This is a genomic window from Pseudarthrobacter sp. IC2-21, assembly GCF_034048115.1.
GTDB lineage: Bacteria > Actinomycetota > Actinomycetes > Actinomycetales > Micrococcaceae > Arthrobacter > Arthrobacter naphthalenicus.
The window spans coordinates 3,592,754-3,608,576 of sequence record NZ_CP139145.1 but is presented as its reverse complement, the minus strand read 5'-3'; the positions used below and the strand labels follow the sequence as shown (position 1 = coordinate 3,608,576).

The window sequence follows — 15,823 nt, the reverse complement described above, 5'->3', positions numbered from 1 at the left end:
GCCAAACAGGAGAACTACTTATGAGCGCATCACCACGCGTTGTCATCATGGGCGCCGGCATCGTCGGCACCAACCTCGCGGACGAACTGTCCACCCGCGGCTGGACCAACATCACGGTGGTCGAACAGGGGCCCCTGGAACTCGCGGGCGGGTCCACCTCGCACGCGCCGGGCCTGGTGTTCCAGACCAACCCGTCCAAGACCATGACCGAATTTGCCAGTTACACCGTGGACAAGCTGCTCTCCCTCACCGCTGACGGAGTGTCCTGCTTCAACCAGGTGGGCGGGCTTGAACTGGCCACCACGGAGGCGCGGCTGGAGGATTTGAAGCGCAAGCTGGGCTACGCCACCTCCTGGGGCATCGAAGGCCGGATCATCGACGCCGACGAATGCGAGAAGTACTACCCGCTGCTGAACCCGGGCGCACTTGCCGACGGCAGGCGGGTTCTGGGCGGACTCCTGGTGCCCTCGGACGGCCTGGCTTCCGCGGCCCGCGCCGTGCAGCTGCTGATCAGCAAGACCCGTGCCGCAGGCGTCACGTACCAGGGTTCCACCGCCGTGACCGGCATCGAGCAGGCAGGTGGCAAGGTCACCGGCGTGCAAACGGCCGACGGCGTGATCCCCGCGGACATTGTCGTGTCCTGTGCTGGGTTCTGGGGCCGCGAAGTCGGCAAGATGGTGGGCCTGAAGGTGCCGCTGCTGCCGCTCGCCCACCAGTACGTCAAAACCACTCCGCTGGACGCGCTGCGCGGCGTGAACGAGCTGCCCAACGGGGCCGGCAAGCCCATCCTGCGCTACCAGGACCGCGACCTGTATTTCCGCGAACACGGCGACCGGATTGGCATCGGCAGCTACGCCCACAAGCCCATGCCCGTGGACATGAACACGCTGCCGAAGGTCGGCGCGGAGGACATGTCCGATCACAACATGCCGTCCCGGCTCGACTTCACCTTGGAAGACTTCGCCCCATCCTGGGAGGACTGCCAGGACCTGCTGCCGGCGCTGCACGGAACCCGGATCGAGGATGGCTTCAACGGCATCTTCTCCTTCACTCCCGACGGCGGGCCGTTGATGGGGGAGGCGCCGGACCTCGACGGCTTCTTTGTGGCCGAGGCAGTCTGGGTCACCCACTCCGCCGGCGTCGCGAAGGCGATGGCCGAGCTTCTCATCGAGGGCCAGTCCCGCACCGACCTGCACGGCTGCGAGCTGACCCGCTTCGAGGAGGTGCAGACCTCTGATGCGTATGTCAGCGAAACGTCGCAGCAGAACTTTGTGGAAATTTACGACGTCCTGCACCCGCTCCAGCCCAGGGAATCCCCGCGGGACCTGCGCGTCAGCCCGTTCAACGTCCGGCAGAAAGAGCTCGGGGCGTTCTTCCTGGAGTCCGCAGGCTGGGAGCGCCCGCACTGGTTCGAGGCCAACCGCAGCCTGCTTTCGGAACTGCCCGTCGAGTGGCAGGCGCCGGAACGGGACGAGTGGTCCGCGATGTTCTCTTCCCCGATCTCCGCGGCCGAAGCGTGGAAGACGCGCACCGCCGTCGGACTTTATGACATGACGCCGCTGAAGCGGTTGTCCGTGGTGGGGCCAGGGGCCGAGGCGCTGCTGCAGCGGCTCAGCACCGGAAACATCGCCAAGAAGCCTGGGGCCGTGACGTACTGCCTGCTGCTGGCGGACGACGGCGGCATCCGCAGTGACGTGACCGTGGCGCGCCTGGCGGAGGAAGAGTTCCAGCTCGGCGTGAACAGCAACGTGGACTTTGACTACCTGCGCGTGGAGGCACGTCAGCAGTCTTTGGCGGACTCTTCGCAGTGGGTGCACGTTTCCGACATCACCGGCAGCACCTGCTGCATCGGCCTCTGGGGCCCGCTTGCCCGCGAGGTGATGGGCAAGGTCAGCACGGACGACCTGACCAACGACGGCCTGAAGTACTTCCGGACCAAGGAGATTTCGGTGGGCGGCATCCCGGTCACCGCCATGCGGCTCTCCTACGTCGGCGAGCTCGGCTGGGAGCTGTACACCACTGCCGAGTACGGGCTGAAGCTGTGGGATCTGCTGTTCGAGGCAGGGCGCGAGCACGGCATTATCGCGGCCGGACGCGGCGCGTTCAACAGCATGCGGCTGGAGAAGGGCTACCGGCTGTGGGGCACGGACATGACCTCACAGCACCAGCCGTACGAGTCGGGCCTGGGCTTCTCCGTGGCCAAGGACAAGACGGGTTTTGTGGGTGCCGAAGCTTTGGTTGCCCGCAAGGAGCAGCCGGCCGCCCGGGCGCTGCGGTGCCTGACGGTCGACGACGGCACATCCCTTGTGTTGGGCAAGGAGCCTGTGTTTGTGGGCGGCTCCGCTGCCGGCTATGTCACGAGCGCCGCCTACGGCTACACGGTCCGCAAACCGATCGCGTACGCCTGGCTGCCGGCCTCCGTATCGGTCGGTGATCCGGTGGAGATTGAGTATTTCGGGCGCCGCGTGGCCGCCACCGTCACGGCCGAGCCGCTGTTTGATCCCGGTATGGAGCGGCTGCGCGGCTGAGCTTTCTACCCCTCGAGAGGGCACTTGGCGGCAGTCCCGTCGTGGGACATTGCCGTCAAGTGCCCTCTCGCGGGGCAACTTCGTGGGCCGCACTTCCTGTTCGTCACTCGTGGTTGAAGACGATCCTAAAATGTCGGACCCCCTTGTCATGATGGGTTTATGGGGAAGACGGCGGTGGCACAAGCATTTGCGGACATCGAGTTCGCTGTTGCTGTGCTCAATGCCGAGGCGGAGGGGCGCGGTTCGGAGCCGTTCTCGGCTGCTGATCCGCTGGCCGGCCTGGCTGATGGGTGCCTGGACATTCTGGCGGGCGCGGCGAGCGTCCAGGCCAGAGTGTCGGGATTGATGGCCAACGCCGCCGTGACCTACGCGGACACCGTCCAGGCGGGCGCGGCTCCGGATACTTCGGTGCCGGCCCAGGAGATGGCGGTGACCGCGGAGGTCGCGTGTGCCCTGAGCATCGGTGAGCGGGCCGCGGGGTCGTTCCTGGCCGTTTCCCACGCCCTGGCCACCAGGTTGCCGCTGACGTTGGCCGGTCTGCAAGCCGGCAGCATCTCGTGGCAGCATGCCCGGGTCATGGCGGACGAAGCCGCCACCCTGGACCCCGAAGGTGCAGCTGCGTTGGAGGCCCACTTCCTGGACCCGGACGGACCGGACGCCGCCCGGGGCTGTCCCGCCGGGGAAATGCCGGCGTCCCGGTTCCGTCACCGGGCCCGTACCTGGCGCGAACGCCACCACGCCGAGAGTATTGAGACGCGCCACGCCAAGGGTGTCCTGGACCGGCGGGTTGAGTACTGCCCGGACCAGGACGGGATGGCCTGGATCACCGCCTACCTTCCCGGGGACCAGGCGGCAGCCATCTGGAACCGGACCACCGCCATCTCCCGGGGCCTGCAGGGCCCGGCGGAGCAGCGGACCCTCACCCAACTCCGCGCCGATGTCTTCGCCGCCGCCCTCCTGACCACCGCGGACCTGACCACCACGGACCTGTACTCCACGGACCTGCGCAGCAGCGGGGACCCGGCCAGGAATGGGAGCTCTGAAGAACACGACCCGGGGCAGGTCCCGTCGCCGCGGGCCCAGGTGCTGGTGACCGTGCCGGTGTTCTCGCTGCTCGGGGCCACCGAGGAGCCGGCCATGCTGGACGGGTACGGTCCCATTCCGGCGTCGATGGCCAGGGACCTGGTGGCGAACGGGGCCGAGTCGTTCCACCGGGTCCTGATTGACCCGCGCGACGGTGCGCCACTGGAAATCGGCCGCACCAGCTACCGGCTGACCAAGGCCATGCGGCAATGGCTGCGGCTGCGGGACGGTAAATGCCCCTTTCCGGGCTGTTCGAACAGCTCACTGGACAACGAAGCCGATCATCTCCTCGCCTGGGCCAACGGCGGCACCACCGGAGTTTCCAACCTGGGACAAACCTGCCCCAAACACCACCGGCTCAGGCACACCAGCACCTGGCAGCCCACCCCCGCCACCCGCGACCAACCCCCGGGCTGGATCTCCCCGTCCGGCCGGCACTACAAAAGCGAACACCAGGACTGGGAACCACCCCACTGGCCCGACCATCCGGACCGTGTCCACCTTGGAGTATCCCTGGGAGAAGAGGACCTGGAGCGGTTCCTCCACGCCCGGGCCTGACACCCATTCAACGGGGACATCTCCTTGCCCAGCTCCGCCGTGTTTGGCCAGCGCTTCCTGCGGGAAGGAGCGAGCAATCCACCGCGCGCCTCATGGCAGCCCGGCGTCTCACAGCCGCGGAACGCAGGACCCGGTTCCCAGGAGGGCGAGTCCGGCCCGGTCTCCCGCGGCGAAGTCGAACTGCCCGGTGTTCTCCTCGTACATCAGCTGCGTGGGATCGTCCACGTGGTCCAGCCCCAGGACGTGCGCGAGTTCGTGCATGATGATGGCGCGGACCAGCAGGGAACCGTCGGAACGGCTGAGGATCTCCTGCAATCCCGGGGCGTCAAGTGTCACTTGGCCAGCCACCAGGACGTAGGGTTCTCCCGGGATGTGGGCATAGGAGCTACCCCCGGTTCCTGCCACCTTGCCGATCAGGTCCGGTGATTCTTCGGGCGTGGACCAGGCGATGAGTACCGGAGCCCATTGCTTGCCGTACCGGTCCGGCTGGAAAGTTTCGCGCGTTTTCGACGGCGCCTCAGCCGTGGCGCCGTCGTACACGAACTGCAGCCCGGAGGCCGCGGAGACCACGGACACGGCCTGTTCGATCAACCGCTCGGTCCCCGGCGGGGCGTTGTCAGGGCGGACCACGTAGTGCACGGGGCGGCAGGGGTCGTAGGCAGCAAACGGCTGGCCGGGGTCCGGCGACTTCTGCAGAACGTAGGCGCTCGATCCGTTGGACGCCGGCGGGATGCCCAGCGGAGCGGACGCCGCCTCGAAGCCGGGCGGCGGAACCTTGGCTCCCGGCAGGTACGGCAGGGCTGCGGGCAGTACATATCGTTCAAAAAGTGCCGGTGTGAAGTAGAGGCCCACAACCAGGGCGATGCCCAGGACGGTTGCGGTTCGCTTCCTCCACCTTCGCCCGCGGATCTTCTTCCGGTTGGCGGTCCGCCTTGCTGAAATCTGCGATACGGGGGGAGCCCGCCATGGATCGGCGCCCTCGGATTTTCCCAGTGCTTCATCAATCGCCCACTGCGGAACACGGCCGCTGGGCGAACGTCGGATCCTCGGAAGACCGTCGTCGCCGGAATCCGCTCCCAATATGTCCCCCTTGTGCCGCCACGCCCATCTCCGTTGATGGTCAGATCAGCATAATGCAGCCATTGAAGCGGACGACGCCGGCCCTCCCGACGACCTCCGCCTGCCCGAAGTGCAGCGCTATGCCGGAGCGCTATTCCTCGATAGTGACGCCCCGCCAGAAGGCGACGCGGCCCTCGATGGGCTTTGCCCGTTTTGTTGTCTGCGGGTAGTACCAGGCGGCATCAACGTTCAGCTTCCCGTCGACTTCCAGTGTGTGGTAACTGGCTTCGCCCTTCCACGGGCAGACGGAATGCAGTCTGCTGTCACGAAGGTACCGGTCCTTCACGGCGTCGCGGGGAAAGTAGTGATTGCCTTCAACCACCACCGTGTCATCAGAGTCCGCAATGACTCTTCCGTTCCAGACAGCCTTGACCATGTGGTTCCTCCCTGCTGTGCGTCCCGGTAGGTACGAGCCCAGCGGATGCTGGCCCGGTCCCTGTGTTTATCCGGGATGTGGACTGTTCGTTAGGTATTCCAACCGCATGTTCCGTGCGCTTGTTCCCGCTGCCACGTGGCTTCCGCAAGACGCAGCCCACCCGGGACAGCTTCTGTTCATGGCCCCGAAACCGGGCGGTCCCGGGACGTTTGCCCGCAGGGTGAAGTCTGTTAAGGCCCACGCTCAGCGCAACGCCAGGGGTTCCCCGGTCACCTGAGCAGCCATTGACCGGAACGAGGAGTACCCCTGTGTTCGTAAGAAGCACCATCACCGCTTTGGTGGTCCTGATGTCCGTGACCGGACTCGCCGCCGCGCCCGCTGGACCATTCGCCGCCGGCAATTCCGCCGCCGCAAATTCCAACGCCGCCGGCAATTCCGCCGGCAACATGTCCGCTGTCAGTGCCACCTCGATTAGTGCCACCTCGAATGTCGTACCAGCCTCCAAGACCCAGGCACCCGCAGATAACCAGGCGTTCAGCTTTGGTGTCATCGGCGACATTCCGTACGGCGCCGCCGAAATCGCCAAGTTCCCCGCCCGCATCAAGGACATCAACGCCGATACCGACCTGAAGTTCGTCACGCACGTGGGAGACATCAAGAACGGGTCCACAGTCTGTTCTGACGAGTACTTCCAGTACATCCGCACCGAGTTCGATACGTTCGAGCACCCGTTGGTCTACACCCCGGGCGATAACGAATGGGTGGACTGCCACCGCACCAACAACGGGGCCTACAATCCGCTGGAACGTCTGGACAAGCTGCGCGAGACATTCTTCAACGCACCCGGCAAAACGCTCGGCCAGTCCATGCCGGTCAAGTCCCAGGAAGCCCTCGGCCTGCCCGAGAACGTCCGCTTCACCCGGAACCGTGTGGCTTTCTCCGTGCTGAACGTTCAGGGCAGCAACAACTCCCTTCAGCCGTGGACGGGCCTGGGCGAGACCGCTGCGACGCCTGAGCAGCTGGCGGAAGTGGAACATCGTACGGCGGCCGTGCTGGAGCAGATCCGCGCCACTTTCGCTGACGCCACACGCCGAAACGACCGCGCTGTGGTCCTCATGACCCAAGCCGACATGTTCGACCCCGCCCTGCTCGACGAAGCGCTTGCCAGCCCGGAAACAGTCTCCGGATTCCGCGACATTGTCCGGACTATGATCGCCGAGACCAACCACTTCGATGGCCCCGTCTACCTCATCAATGGTGACAGCCACGTCTATGCAGAAAACCAGCCGCTCGCCGCCGGCTCCCCATGGCTGGCCGTCTACGGCCAGGACACCGGCGCGGACCAGCTGCAACGTATCACCGTGGACGGATCGGCCAACGCCACCAACTACGTCAAGTTCCACGTCGCCGCGAACAGCTCACCGGGCGCCGAAATCCTGACCTGGGAAAAGGTCCCCTTCAGCGGGTAATCCGCTGCGGTGGAGCGGACGACGGCGGCGCCCCGCCGTCGTCCGCTTCCGTTTTCCCCTCCGAAGCACTGCCCCGGGAATGAATCCCCTGACTTGAATGTTCAAGCAAATATGGACTTTGGCATCTTTACCTTCGGCGAACTAACCCGCAGCGATACCGGCAGCGCCCTCTCACCGCATCAGCGGCTCAAGGAAATCATCGAGCTCGCGAAACTGGCGGATCAGGCAGGCCTCGGCTTTATGGGCCTGGGCGAGCACCACCGGCACGACTTCGCCCTCTCGGCTCCGGAAATCGTGCTGGCAGCCATCGCCCGCGAAACCACCAACCTCCGGCTCAGCACCGCCGTTACCGTGCTGTCCACGCAGGACCCGGTGCGGCTCTTTGAACAGTTTGCCACCCTGGACCTGATCTCCGACGGACGTGCCGAGATCATTGCCGGACGCGGTGCCTTCATCGAGTCCTATCCGCTTTTCGGCCACGACACCGCCGACTACGACGGCCTGTTCGACGAAAAACTGCGCATGCTCCTCGAACTCCGCAATAACGCGGTCCTGGACTGGAAGGGGAGCCTGACCCAAAGCATTCCCGGCATGGACATCGCGCCCCGGCCCCTGCAGGACAAGCTTCCCGTCTGGGTGGGCGCCGGCGGCACACCTGCCAGCTTCGCCCGCGCGGGACGGCTTGGGCTCCCGCTGTCCATCGCCCTGCTCTCCGGCCCCGAGCGCTTCCGCCGCCTCGCTGAGCTGTACCGCCAAAGTGCCGAGGAAGCCGGTCATGATGCCGCAGCCCTGCCGGTGGGCGTGGGCGGTCACTTCTACGCCGCGGCCACGTCCCAGCAGGCGCGCGATACCTTCTACCCCCACTACCGCGCTTACTTCGAGCAGAACATGCCGCGCAATGTGGACCATTTTCCCCGCTCCACGTTCGATGACTGGAGCGAGCCCGGCGGCGGCCTGCTGGTGGGAAGCCCGCAGCAGATCATCGAGAAACTCCTGGTCATCCAGCAGACACTCGGCAACACCCGCTACATGGCGCAGATCGGGCTCGGCGGCCTGCCGTTCGCCGAAACCGCGCGCTCCATCGAACTGCTCGCCACCGAAATCATGCCTGCCGTCAACCGCGAACTGGGCCTCCTGGTCCCGTAGCACTAGCCCTGGACGCGACCCTGCGTTGTCAGCCGCGCGTCCGCTGCCGGTACTGGCGGGGCGTTTCACCGGCGTCATTGAGGAAGTGCCTATTGAAGTTGGACAGGTTGGAAAACCCCACTTCGTAGCAAACGTCCGAGACTGCCTTGTCGCTGTGCTCCAGCAGGCGGCGGGCGTGGGCGAGCCGAAGCTTGCGGACCAGGTCGCTGAAGTTCTGCCCCGTGGCGCGTTTGAAGTATTTGGAAAATGTCGGTTCAGGCATGCCCACCAATGCCGCCGCCTCGGCCATCTTCACGTTGCCGGCATGGTTACTGAAGACATACTCGAGGACGATATCCACCACGGCAGCAGCCTGGCCATCCAGCTGTGGCCTGAACCAGTCTTCCGCCAGGTAGCGGCGCTCTTCCTCCGGCGCGCGCGAAAGCACCGCAAACAGTTCCATAAGATGGTGCAGCCGGGCCAGCCCGCTGGAAACCCCCATGGCTTCAATAGCAGCCGCCGCGGCCTCAGCGGTGCGGCCCAGGAACTCAATCCCGCGCGCCGACTGCTCCAGCAGGGGCTTGACCTCGGCCAGTTCCGGAACAAGCTCAGCGGTCTGCTCCACCCACTTGCCATCGAACTGGATCAGCGCGTCCCTGCCCTCAATGACCTCACCGGGTTCAAGATCGCTCACCCAGTCGTGGGGCAACCCCGATCCCACCAGGGAAACATGCCCGGCCTCGAAGGTGCCGATGTGGTCCCCCACGATGAACTTGCCGGTGCCCTTCCGGATCAAATGAATCTCAAATTCCGGGTGGTAGTTCCAGCGGGCCGCCGCGGTGGGGTAGTCGTGCTCATGCCACCGGACCGAATGGTTGGGGTCGGGCGGGATGACCTCCCTGCTGGCACGCATCCCCAGCAACCTTTCGGCCAGCCTGGCTGTGGCTCCGTCGGTGGGAACTGCCGTGCTCATGCGTGTACTCCAGGCATCCGAGGTTATGAAAAATGGACAGCACCGCGGGGTGCCTTCCCACAGTAGCGCCAGCGGCGCACCGTCCGGTAGGGAAAATTTGTATCAGAAACGGGCATCCACGGCGCTAGTTGTGCCCTATCCCACACCCCTACAGTTGAGGAAGACCAGCAGCGGCCCATCGGAATTCCGGATAGCCGGCCCCGCAGCCCATATGCCGATAAACGTCGTATGTCGCTAAAGCCGGTACGTCGATAAAGCAGTCGACGAACCGGAAGGCTGTACAACCCTCAAGAACAAAGGAGTCCTCAATGCGCCCAAAAATGCGCGCTGCGACCCTCGCCGCCGGTGCTTTGTGCATCGCCCTGAGCGCCACGGCCTGTGCCGGCGCCGGCGGAGGCAACGCCGCCGGAGACCCGAACAGCATCAATGTGCTGATGGTGAACAACCCCCAGATGGAGGACCTGCAGCGGCTCACCGCTGAGAACTTCACCAAGGAAACCGGCGTCCGGGTCAACTACACCATCCTGCCGGAGAACGATGTCCGCGCGAAGATCAGCCAGGAGTTTTCCAGCCAGGCCGGCCAGTACGACGTCGCCTCGCTATCCAACTATGAGATCCCGTTCTACTCCGCCAACGGTTGGCTCGCACCGCTGGACCATGTGGCCGCGGACGCGGGGTTTGACCAGGGCGACATCCTGCCGGCCTACACGGCATCCCTTACCGGCACGGACGGCAAGCTGTACGGCGAACCCTTCTACGGCGAATCGTCCTTCCTCATGTACCGGAAGGACATTCTGGAAGCTAAAGGCCTCACCATGCCGGAAAAACCCACGTGGGATCAGGTGGCGGACATCGCCGCGAAGGTGGACGGCGCGGCCCCGGGTATGAAGGGCATCTGCCTGCGCGGCCAGCCGGGCTGGGGCCAGGTCTTCGCCCCGTTGACCACCGTGGTGAACACCTTCGGAGGCACGTGGTTCGACAAGGACTGGAACGCAAAGGTCAATAGCCCCGAATTTACGGCCGCCGTGGAGTTCTACACCAAGCTGGTCCGCGAGCATGGTGAAGCGGGCGCCGCGCAGGCAGGCTTCACCGAATGCCTCAACAACATGAGCCAGAGCAAAGTGGCCATGTGGTACGACGCCACCTCTGCCGCCGGCGCCCTGGAAGCCGATACATCCCCTGTGAAGGGGAAGATGGGCTACGCCCAGGCGCCGGTCAAGGAGACCAAGTCCTCCGGCTGGCTGTGGACCTGGTCCTGGGCCGTCCAGGCCGCCTCCAGGAAACAGGATGCTGCCGGCAAATTCATCACCTGGGCGAGCTCAAAGAAGTACGAGGAACTCGTGGCCGCCAAGCTCGGTTGGGCGAAAGTTCCTTCCGGCAAGCGCATCTCCACCTACGAGAATGCCGAATTCCAGAAGGCGGCGCCGTTCTTCAAGGCCGAACGCTTCGCCATTGAAAATGCTGACCCGAAAAACCCCGGCACCCAGCAGCGTCCCGCCGTCGGAATCCAATTCTTCGGCATCCCGGAGTTCGCGGCCCTCGGCACAAATGTGTCCCAGGGCGTCAGCTCCGCCATCGCAGGCCAAGGCACCGTGGCCGATGCGTTGGCCAAGGGCCAGGAAGCCGCCCAAAAAATCGGCAATAAGTACAAGTAGCAGTAACCGAACCGCAGGAGAACCTCATGACTACCGCAACGGCGCGCATCTCCCGCCCGGGACACACCGCAGCCAAACCCGTACGAACTGCCAAATCGCGCGAACGCGCCCTGGCCTGGGCCCGGCGTGCACCGCTGCTCCCGGCCCTGATCTTCCTCATCGTTGTCACCCAGCTTCCGTTCGTGGTGACGCTGATCATCTCGTTCCTGAACTGGAACAGCCTGAGCCCTGGCAAGACCGCCTTTGCCGGACTGGAGAACTACGCCACGGTCCTCACCGACCCGGACATGCGCCAGGCGATCTTCACCACCATCCTCCTCACCGTGGCAGTGGTACTGGCCAGCCTGCTCATCGGCCTGGGCCTTGCCCTGCTGCTGGACAAAAAGTTCCTTGGCAGGGGCCTGGCGCGGACCCTGCTGATCGCACCGTTCCTGGTGGTCCCCGTTGCGGCGGCCCTCATCTGGAAGCACGCCCTGCTCAACCCCACCTACGGCCTGATCAACGGCATCCTGACCTGGATCTGGTCACTCTTCGGCAGCGTGACACCGCCCCAGCTGGACCTGCTCTCGCAGGCACCCCTGATGGCCGTGATCATCTCGCTGGTGTGGCAGTGGACCCCGTTCATGATGCTCATCCTGCTCGCGGGCCTGCAGTCACGTCCCATGGACACCGTGGAAGCAGCGCAGATGGACGGCGCCACACCCTGGGCGATCTTCCGGCACCTGACGCTGCCCCACCTGCGCCAGTACCTCGAGCTGGGCGGCCTGCTCGGAGCCATCTACATCGTGCAGAACTTCGACGCCGTCTTCACCCTCACCGCCGGCGGACTGGGCACTGCCAACCTGCCCTACGCCATCTACCAGACGTTCTACTTTGCCAACGAGTACGGCCTGGCCTCCGCGGCCGGCGTCGTGGTGGTCATCGGCACCATCATCGTGGCGACTTTCGCCCTCCGCACCGTATTCTCGCTCTTCAAGAAGGAGGCAGCACGATGAGCACGCTCAGTCCTGCCGCACCCCGCAACACAGGCTCAGCCCGGTCCGCATCAGGCATCCCGCTGAACCCCGGCACCCGCAAGCGCAGCAAGTCACGCATGGACCCCACCCGCAACAACACCGCCGCCGGCCTCGCGGCCTGGCTGCTCGCCCTGCTGTTCGCCTCTCCGGTGGTCTGGATGATCCTGACCTCCTTCCACTCCGAAACGGACGCAGCCACGAACCCGCCGTCCATCGCCGCGAACCTCACCCTCGACGCGTACCGGGAGTTCTTCGGGGAAACCTCCGGCGTCAGCCCGTGGCCCTCGCTGATCAACTCCGCCACCGCCTCGATCCTGTCCACGGTCCTCGTCCTGGTCCTGGCCATCCCGGCGGCCTACGCTCTGTCCATCCGGCCGGTGAAGAAGTGGACGGATGTGATGTTCTTCTTCCTCTCCACCAAAATGATGCCGGTGGTGGCTGCGATCCTGCCGCTCTACCTCTTCGCCAGGACGGTGGGAGCGCTGGACAATATCTGGTTCCTGATCCTGATGTACACCTCCATGAACCTGCCCATCGCGGTCTGGATGATGCGGTCCTTCCTCGCCGAAGTCCCGGCGGAAATGCTCGAGGCCGCTCAGATCGACGGTGCCGGACTGCTCCTGACACTCCGCAAAGTGGTGGCCCCCGTGGCAATGCCCGGGATCGCGGCCACCGCCCTGATCTGCTTCATCTTCAGCTGGAACGAACTCCTCCTGGCCCGGGTCCTCACCGGAGTAGTGGCCGGCACAGCCCCGGTCTTCCTTACCGGCTTTGTCTCCGGCCAGGGCCTCTTCCTCGCGAAGGTCTGCGCCGCCGCCGTCGTCATCTCGCTGCCGGTGCTGTTCGCCGGGTTCGCCGCCCAGGACAAGCTGGTCCAGGGGCTGTCCCTCGGCGCCGTGAAGTAACGCCGTCCACTCTCGAATATCTAAAGGATTACTCCCATGAACACCTCAGCCACCCACGCCCCGTCGGCGGCCCACGCACACCCCGCGCTGCCAACAACCATGCGCGCCGCCATCCTGAAACGCCAGGGCGACATGGCAATGGAAACCCTGCCCGTCCCGCACCTCGACGCCGACCAGGTCCTGGTGCAGGTCGCCGCCGTCGGCGTCTGCGGCAGCGACGTCCACTACTACGAGCACGGCCGGATAGGCCCCTACGTGGTGGACCACCCGCTGATCCTCGGCCACGAACTCTCCGGCCGGATCGCCGCCGTCGGAAGCGCCGTTGATTCGGGCCGCATCGGCAGGCGTGTGGCCGTCGAGCCCCAGCGGCCCTGCCGGACCTGCAAACATTGCAAGGCCGGCCGCTACAACCTCTGCCCGGACATCGAGTTCTACGCCACCCCGCCGATCGACGGCGCGTTCGCCGAGTACGTGACCATCCAGTCCGACTTCGCCTTCGACATCCCGGACAACGTCAGCGACGAGGCAGCAGCTCTCATCGAACCGCTCTCGGTGGGGCTCTGGGCCTGCGAACGCGCCGAAATCAAGCCCGGCAGCCGCGTCCTGATCGCCGGCGCCGGCCCCATCGGCATCATCGCCGCCCAGGCCGCCCGGGCCTTCGGGGCAACGGAAATCTACATCAGCGACGTTGCCGAGGACCGGCTCGAGTTCGCCCTGCGGCACGGCGCAACACACGCCCTGAACGCCAAGACGGACAGCGTGGAGGGACTCGACGTCGACGCGTTCATCGACGCGTCCGGCGCCCCGCAGGCCGTCCGGTCCGGGATCAAGGCCGTAGGCCCTGCGGGCAGGGTGATCCTGGTTGGGTTGGGGGCGGACGACGTCGAGCTGCCCGTCTCGTATATCCAGAACCGGGAGATCTGGCTTTCCGGTGTCTTCCGCTACACCAACACCTGGCCGCTGGCGATCCAACTGATCGCCGACGGAAAAGTGGACCTGGACATCCTGGTGACCGGCAAATTCACCCTCGCCGAGTCTGAGGAAGCCCTGAAAGCGGGCAAGCAGGCGGGCCAGCTCAAGGCCGTCGTTTACCCGGGCCGGTGACATGATCACGGTCATCGGCGAATCCCTGATGGACATCATCGTCGACCCGCACCGGCGGGCGCCGGGCGGGGAGACTTCCACGCACGAGACTTCCACGCACGAGGCTTCCACGCAGGCGTACCCTGGCGGGAGCCCGCTGAATGTGGCGGTGGGCGCTGCCCGCCTTGGCCTGGAGACCACGCTCGTGACGCACTACGCCGGGGACCCCTTCGGTGAGCTGATCGAAGGGCACCTGAACGCCAACGGCGTCACCGCGATCAGGGGCGGCAGCGCACCTACGTCGACGGCCACCGCCACGCTGGGTCCCGACGGCGGTGCCTCCTATGCGTTCAACATCAGCTGGGACATCAACGGGGCAGCCCTTCCTGCCTTGGAGGCGGTGCAGCGTTCCCGCCATGTCCATACGGGGTCGATTGCCGCCACGGTTGCACCCGGAGACCAGGCCGCGCTCGCACTCCTGTCCGCGGCAGCGGAGCACGCCAGCATCAGTTACGACCCGAATTGCCGGCCGGCGATTAGCCCTGATGCGGTGGCGGCGCGCGCGCAGGCGGAACGCTTCGTGGCCGCCAGCCACATCGTCAAAGCCAGCGACGAAGACCTGGCCTGGCTCTATCCTGACCGGCCGCCGGCGGCAACCCTGGCTGCGTGGCTGGAACTCGGCCCCGCAATTGTGGCCATGACCCGGGGTGCCGCCGGTCCGGTCCTCCTATCACGCAACGTAAAGGTGGAGCTGGCAGCCGAACCCGTCGCCGTGGCTGACACCGTCGGAGCGGGGGGACTCCTTTATGGCGGCGCTCATCTCCGGCCTGGATCAGCTCGCAGCACTTGGCGCTGCCGGCCGGGCACGGCTGCGTGCCCTGACCGGGGAGGACCTGCAGGCGCTCGCCGCCTACGCCAACCGTGCCGCGGCGATCACGTGCTCCCGGCCGGGGGCCAATCCGCCGTATTCAGCCGAACTCGGTCCGCTATCCGTGCCGCTGCAGGCCACCTAACGGATCACGACGCCGAGCAGCGGCTACCCCCGCTCCTGTACCGCCCGCGGGCATTGTGGGTATCGTGTGGTGATGGTGCGCAACGTGGCTGACATCGGAGCGGAGGGCGTTCTGCTCGCGGGGGCCGGCCGCGCCATTTTGCTCCAGATCGCCAATCCGGCGGTTGGCCACGGAGTGGCCGAACACAGCGACTTTGCCACCCGGCCGTTCGACCGCTTCCGGGCCACCATCACCTACGTTTACGCGGTGCGGTACGGCACCGACGCGCAGGTGGCCGCGGTGCGCCGCAGCGTGAACAAAGCGCATGGCCCCGTGCGCGGGACCTCCGCCGCAGGCTCCCGCGGCTACAGCGCCTTCGACGCCCAGGCCCAGCTGTGGGTGGTGGCGACCCTCTACGACACCGCGGTCATCATCTACGACAAGATCTATGGCCCCCTGGATGAAGAGTCCGCCGAGCTGATGTACCAGGAGTACGCCAAGCTCGGCACGGTCCTGCAGCTGCCGGCGGGTCTGTGGCCGCCGGACCGGGCAGCGTTCAGGACATACTGGTACCCGCGGCTGCGGTCCCTTGAGCTGGACGGCGTGGCCATCCGGGTAGGCCGCGACCTGCTCTACCCGCCAACCGGTCCGCTCTGGCTCCGGATGAGCATGCCGCTCATCCGGTTCATCACCGCAGGCCTCCTGCCCGATCACCTGCGGCGCGGTTACGGGCTGCCCTGGAGTGAGCGTCACCGCCGCCTGTTCGACCTCACCACCCGCTGGTCCGCGCTGGTGTATCCGCGGCTGCCCCGGCACGTCCGGCACTTCGCCAAGGACTACTGCCTGGGCCGCCTCCGGACTTCCTAGGAACGCTCCGGCTTCCCATGAACGCGCCGGCCTTCCCAGGGACAGTGCGAAAATTTCAGCGGCTCCACGCAACC

The 15,823-nt window shown here is 65.8% G+C and carries 13 protein-coding genes and 1 pseudogene; 11 read left to right on the top strand and 3 right to left on the bottom strand.

What is annotated here, in order from left to right:
- The first annotated feature begins 20 nt into the window (after nucleotides 1-20).
- Complete coding sequence (locus SBP01_RS16685; protein ID WP_320536569.1) at nucleotides 21-2,528, top strand: GcvT family protein; 2,508 nt, start codon at nucleotides 21-23, stop codon at nucleotides 2,526-2,528.
- A 159-nt stretch (nucleotides 2,529-2,687) separates the two neighbouring features.
- Nucleotides 2,688-4,169 carry an HNH endonuclease signature motif containing protein gene (locus SBP01_RS16680; protein WP_320536568.1) on the top strand — a complete coding sequence of 494 codons (1,482 nt, stop codon included), beginning with the start codon at nucleotides 2,688-2,690 and terminating at the stop codon, nucleotides 4,167-4,169.
- 108 nt (nucleotides 4,170-4,277) lie between these two features.
- On the opposite strand, the gene SBP01_RS16675 is transcribed toward SBP01_RS16680, so the two are convergent.
- A complete protein-coding gene (locus tag SBP01_RS16675; protein WP_320536567.1) occupies nucleotides 4,278-5,249 on the bottom strand; it encodes a matrixin family metalloprotease in 972 nt (323 codons plus the stop codon).
- Nucleotides 5,250-5,379: 130 nt separating this feature from the next.
- Nucleotides 5,380-5,664, bottom strand: coding sequence for a DUF427 domain-containing protein (locus SBP01_RS16670; RefSeq protein ID WP_275215561.1), 285 nt, complete (start codon nucleotides 5,662-5,664; stop codon nucleotides 5,380-5,382).
- 308 nt (nucleotides 5,665-5,972) lie between these two features.
- Between SBP01_RS16670 and SBP01_RS16665 the strand changes: the two genes are divergently transcribed.
- On the top strand, nucleotides 5,973-7,133 hold the full coding sequence (locus SBP01_RS16665; RefSeq protein ID WP_320536566.1) for a hypothetical protein: 1,161 nt from the start codon (nucleotides 5,973-5,975) through the stop codon (nucleotides 7,131-7,133).
- Between the two features lie 111 nt (nucleotides 7,134-7,244).
- Nucleotides 7,245-8,279 (top strand): LLM class flavin-dependent oxidoreductase, encoded by a 1,035-nt coding sequence (locus SBP01_RS16660; protein ID WP_320536565.1) that lies wholly within the window; start codon nucleotides 7,245-7,247, stop codon nucleotides 8,277-8,279.
- A 28-nt stretch (nucleotides 8,280-8,307) separates the two neighbouring features.
- On the opposite strand, the gene SBP01_RS16655 is transcribed toward SBP01_RS16660, so the two are convergent.
- Complete coding sequence (locus SBP01_RS16655; protein WP_320536564.1) at nucleotides 8,308-9,231, bottom strand: AraC family transcriptional regulator; 924 nt, start codon at nucleotides 9,229-9,231, stop codon at nucleotides 8,308-8,310.
- Between the two features lie 308 nt (nucleotides 9,232-9,539).
- On the opposite strand from SBP01_RS16655, the gene SBP01_RS16650 reads away from it, so the two are divergent.
- From SBP01_RS16650 to SBP01_RS16620, 7 genes and pseudogenes are all read left to right on the top strand, one after another.
- Complete coding sequence (locus SBP01_RS16650; protein WP_320536563.1) at nucleotides 9,540-10,886, top strand: sugar ABC transporter substrate-binding protein; 1,347 nt, start codon at nucleotides 9,540-9,542, stop codon at nucleotides 10,884-10,886.
- A gap of 26 nt (nucleotides 10,887-10,912) precedes the next feature.
- On the top strand, nucleotides 10,913-11,881 hold the full coding sequence (locus SBP01_RS16645) for a sugar ABC transporter permease (protein WP_320536561.1): 969 nt from the start codon (nucleotides 10,913-10,915) through the stop codon (nucleotides 11,879-11,881).
- The gene (locus SBP01_RS16640) at nucleotides 11,878-12,807 is read left to right on the top strand and encodes a carbohydrate ABC transporter permease (protein ID WP_320536560.1); all 930 of its coding nucleotides are present in this window, start codon (nucleotides 11,878-11,880) and stop codon (nucleotides 12,805-12,807) included. Before SBP01_RS16645 ends, SBP01_RS16640 begins: the two co-directional genes overlap by 4 nt.
- Nucleotides 12,808-12,843: 36 nt before the next feature.
- Complete coding sequence (locus SBP01_RS16635; protein WP_320536559.1) at nucleotides 12,844-13,911, top strand: NAD(P)-dependent alcohol dehydrogenase; 1,068 nt, start codon at nucleotides 12,844-12,846, stop codon at nucleotides 13,909-13,911.
- A 1-nt stretch (nucleotide 13,912) separates the two neighbouring features.
- Nucleotides 13,913-14,626, top strand: a pseudogene (locus tag SBP01_RS16630) (PfkB family carbohydrate kinase); the annotation flags it as partial.
- A 70-nt stretch (nucleotides 14,627-14,696) separates the two neighbouring features.
- The gene (locus SBP01_RS16625) at nucleotides 14,697-14,903 is read left to right on the top strand and encodes a hypothetical protein (protein WP_320538374.1); all 207 of its coding nucleotides are present in this window, start codon (nucleotides 14,697-14,699) and stop codon (nucleotides 14,901-14,903) included.
- A gap of 72 nt (nucleotides 14,904-14,975) precedes the next feature.
- Nucleotides 14,976-15,749 carry an oxygenase MpaB family protein gene (locus tag SBP01_RS16620; RefSeq protein WP_320536558.1) on the top strand — a complete coding sequence of 258 codons (774 nt, stop codon included), beginning with the start codon at nucleotides 14,976-14,978 and terminating at the stop codon, nucleotides 15,747-15,749.
- Nucleotides 15,750-15,823 lie beyond the last annotated feature (74 nt).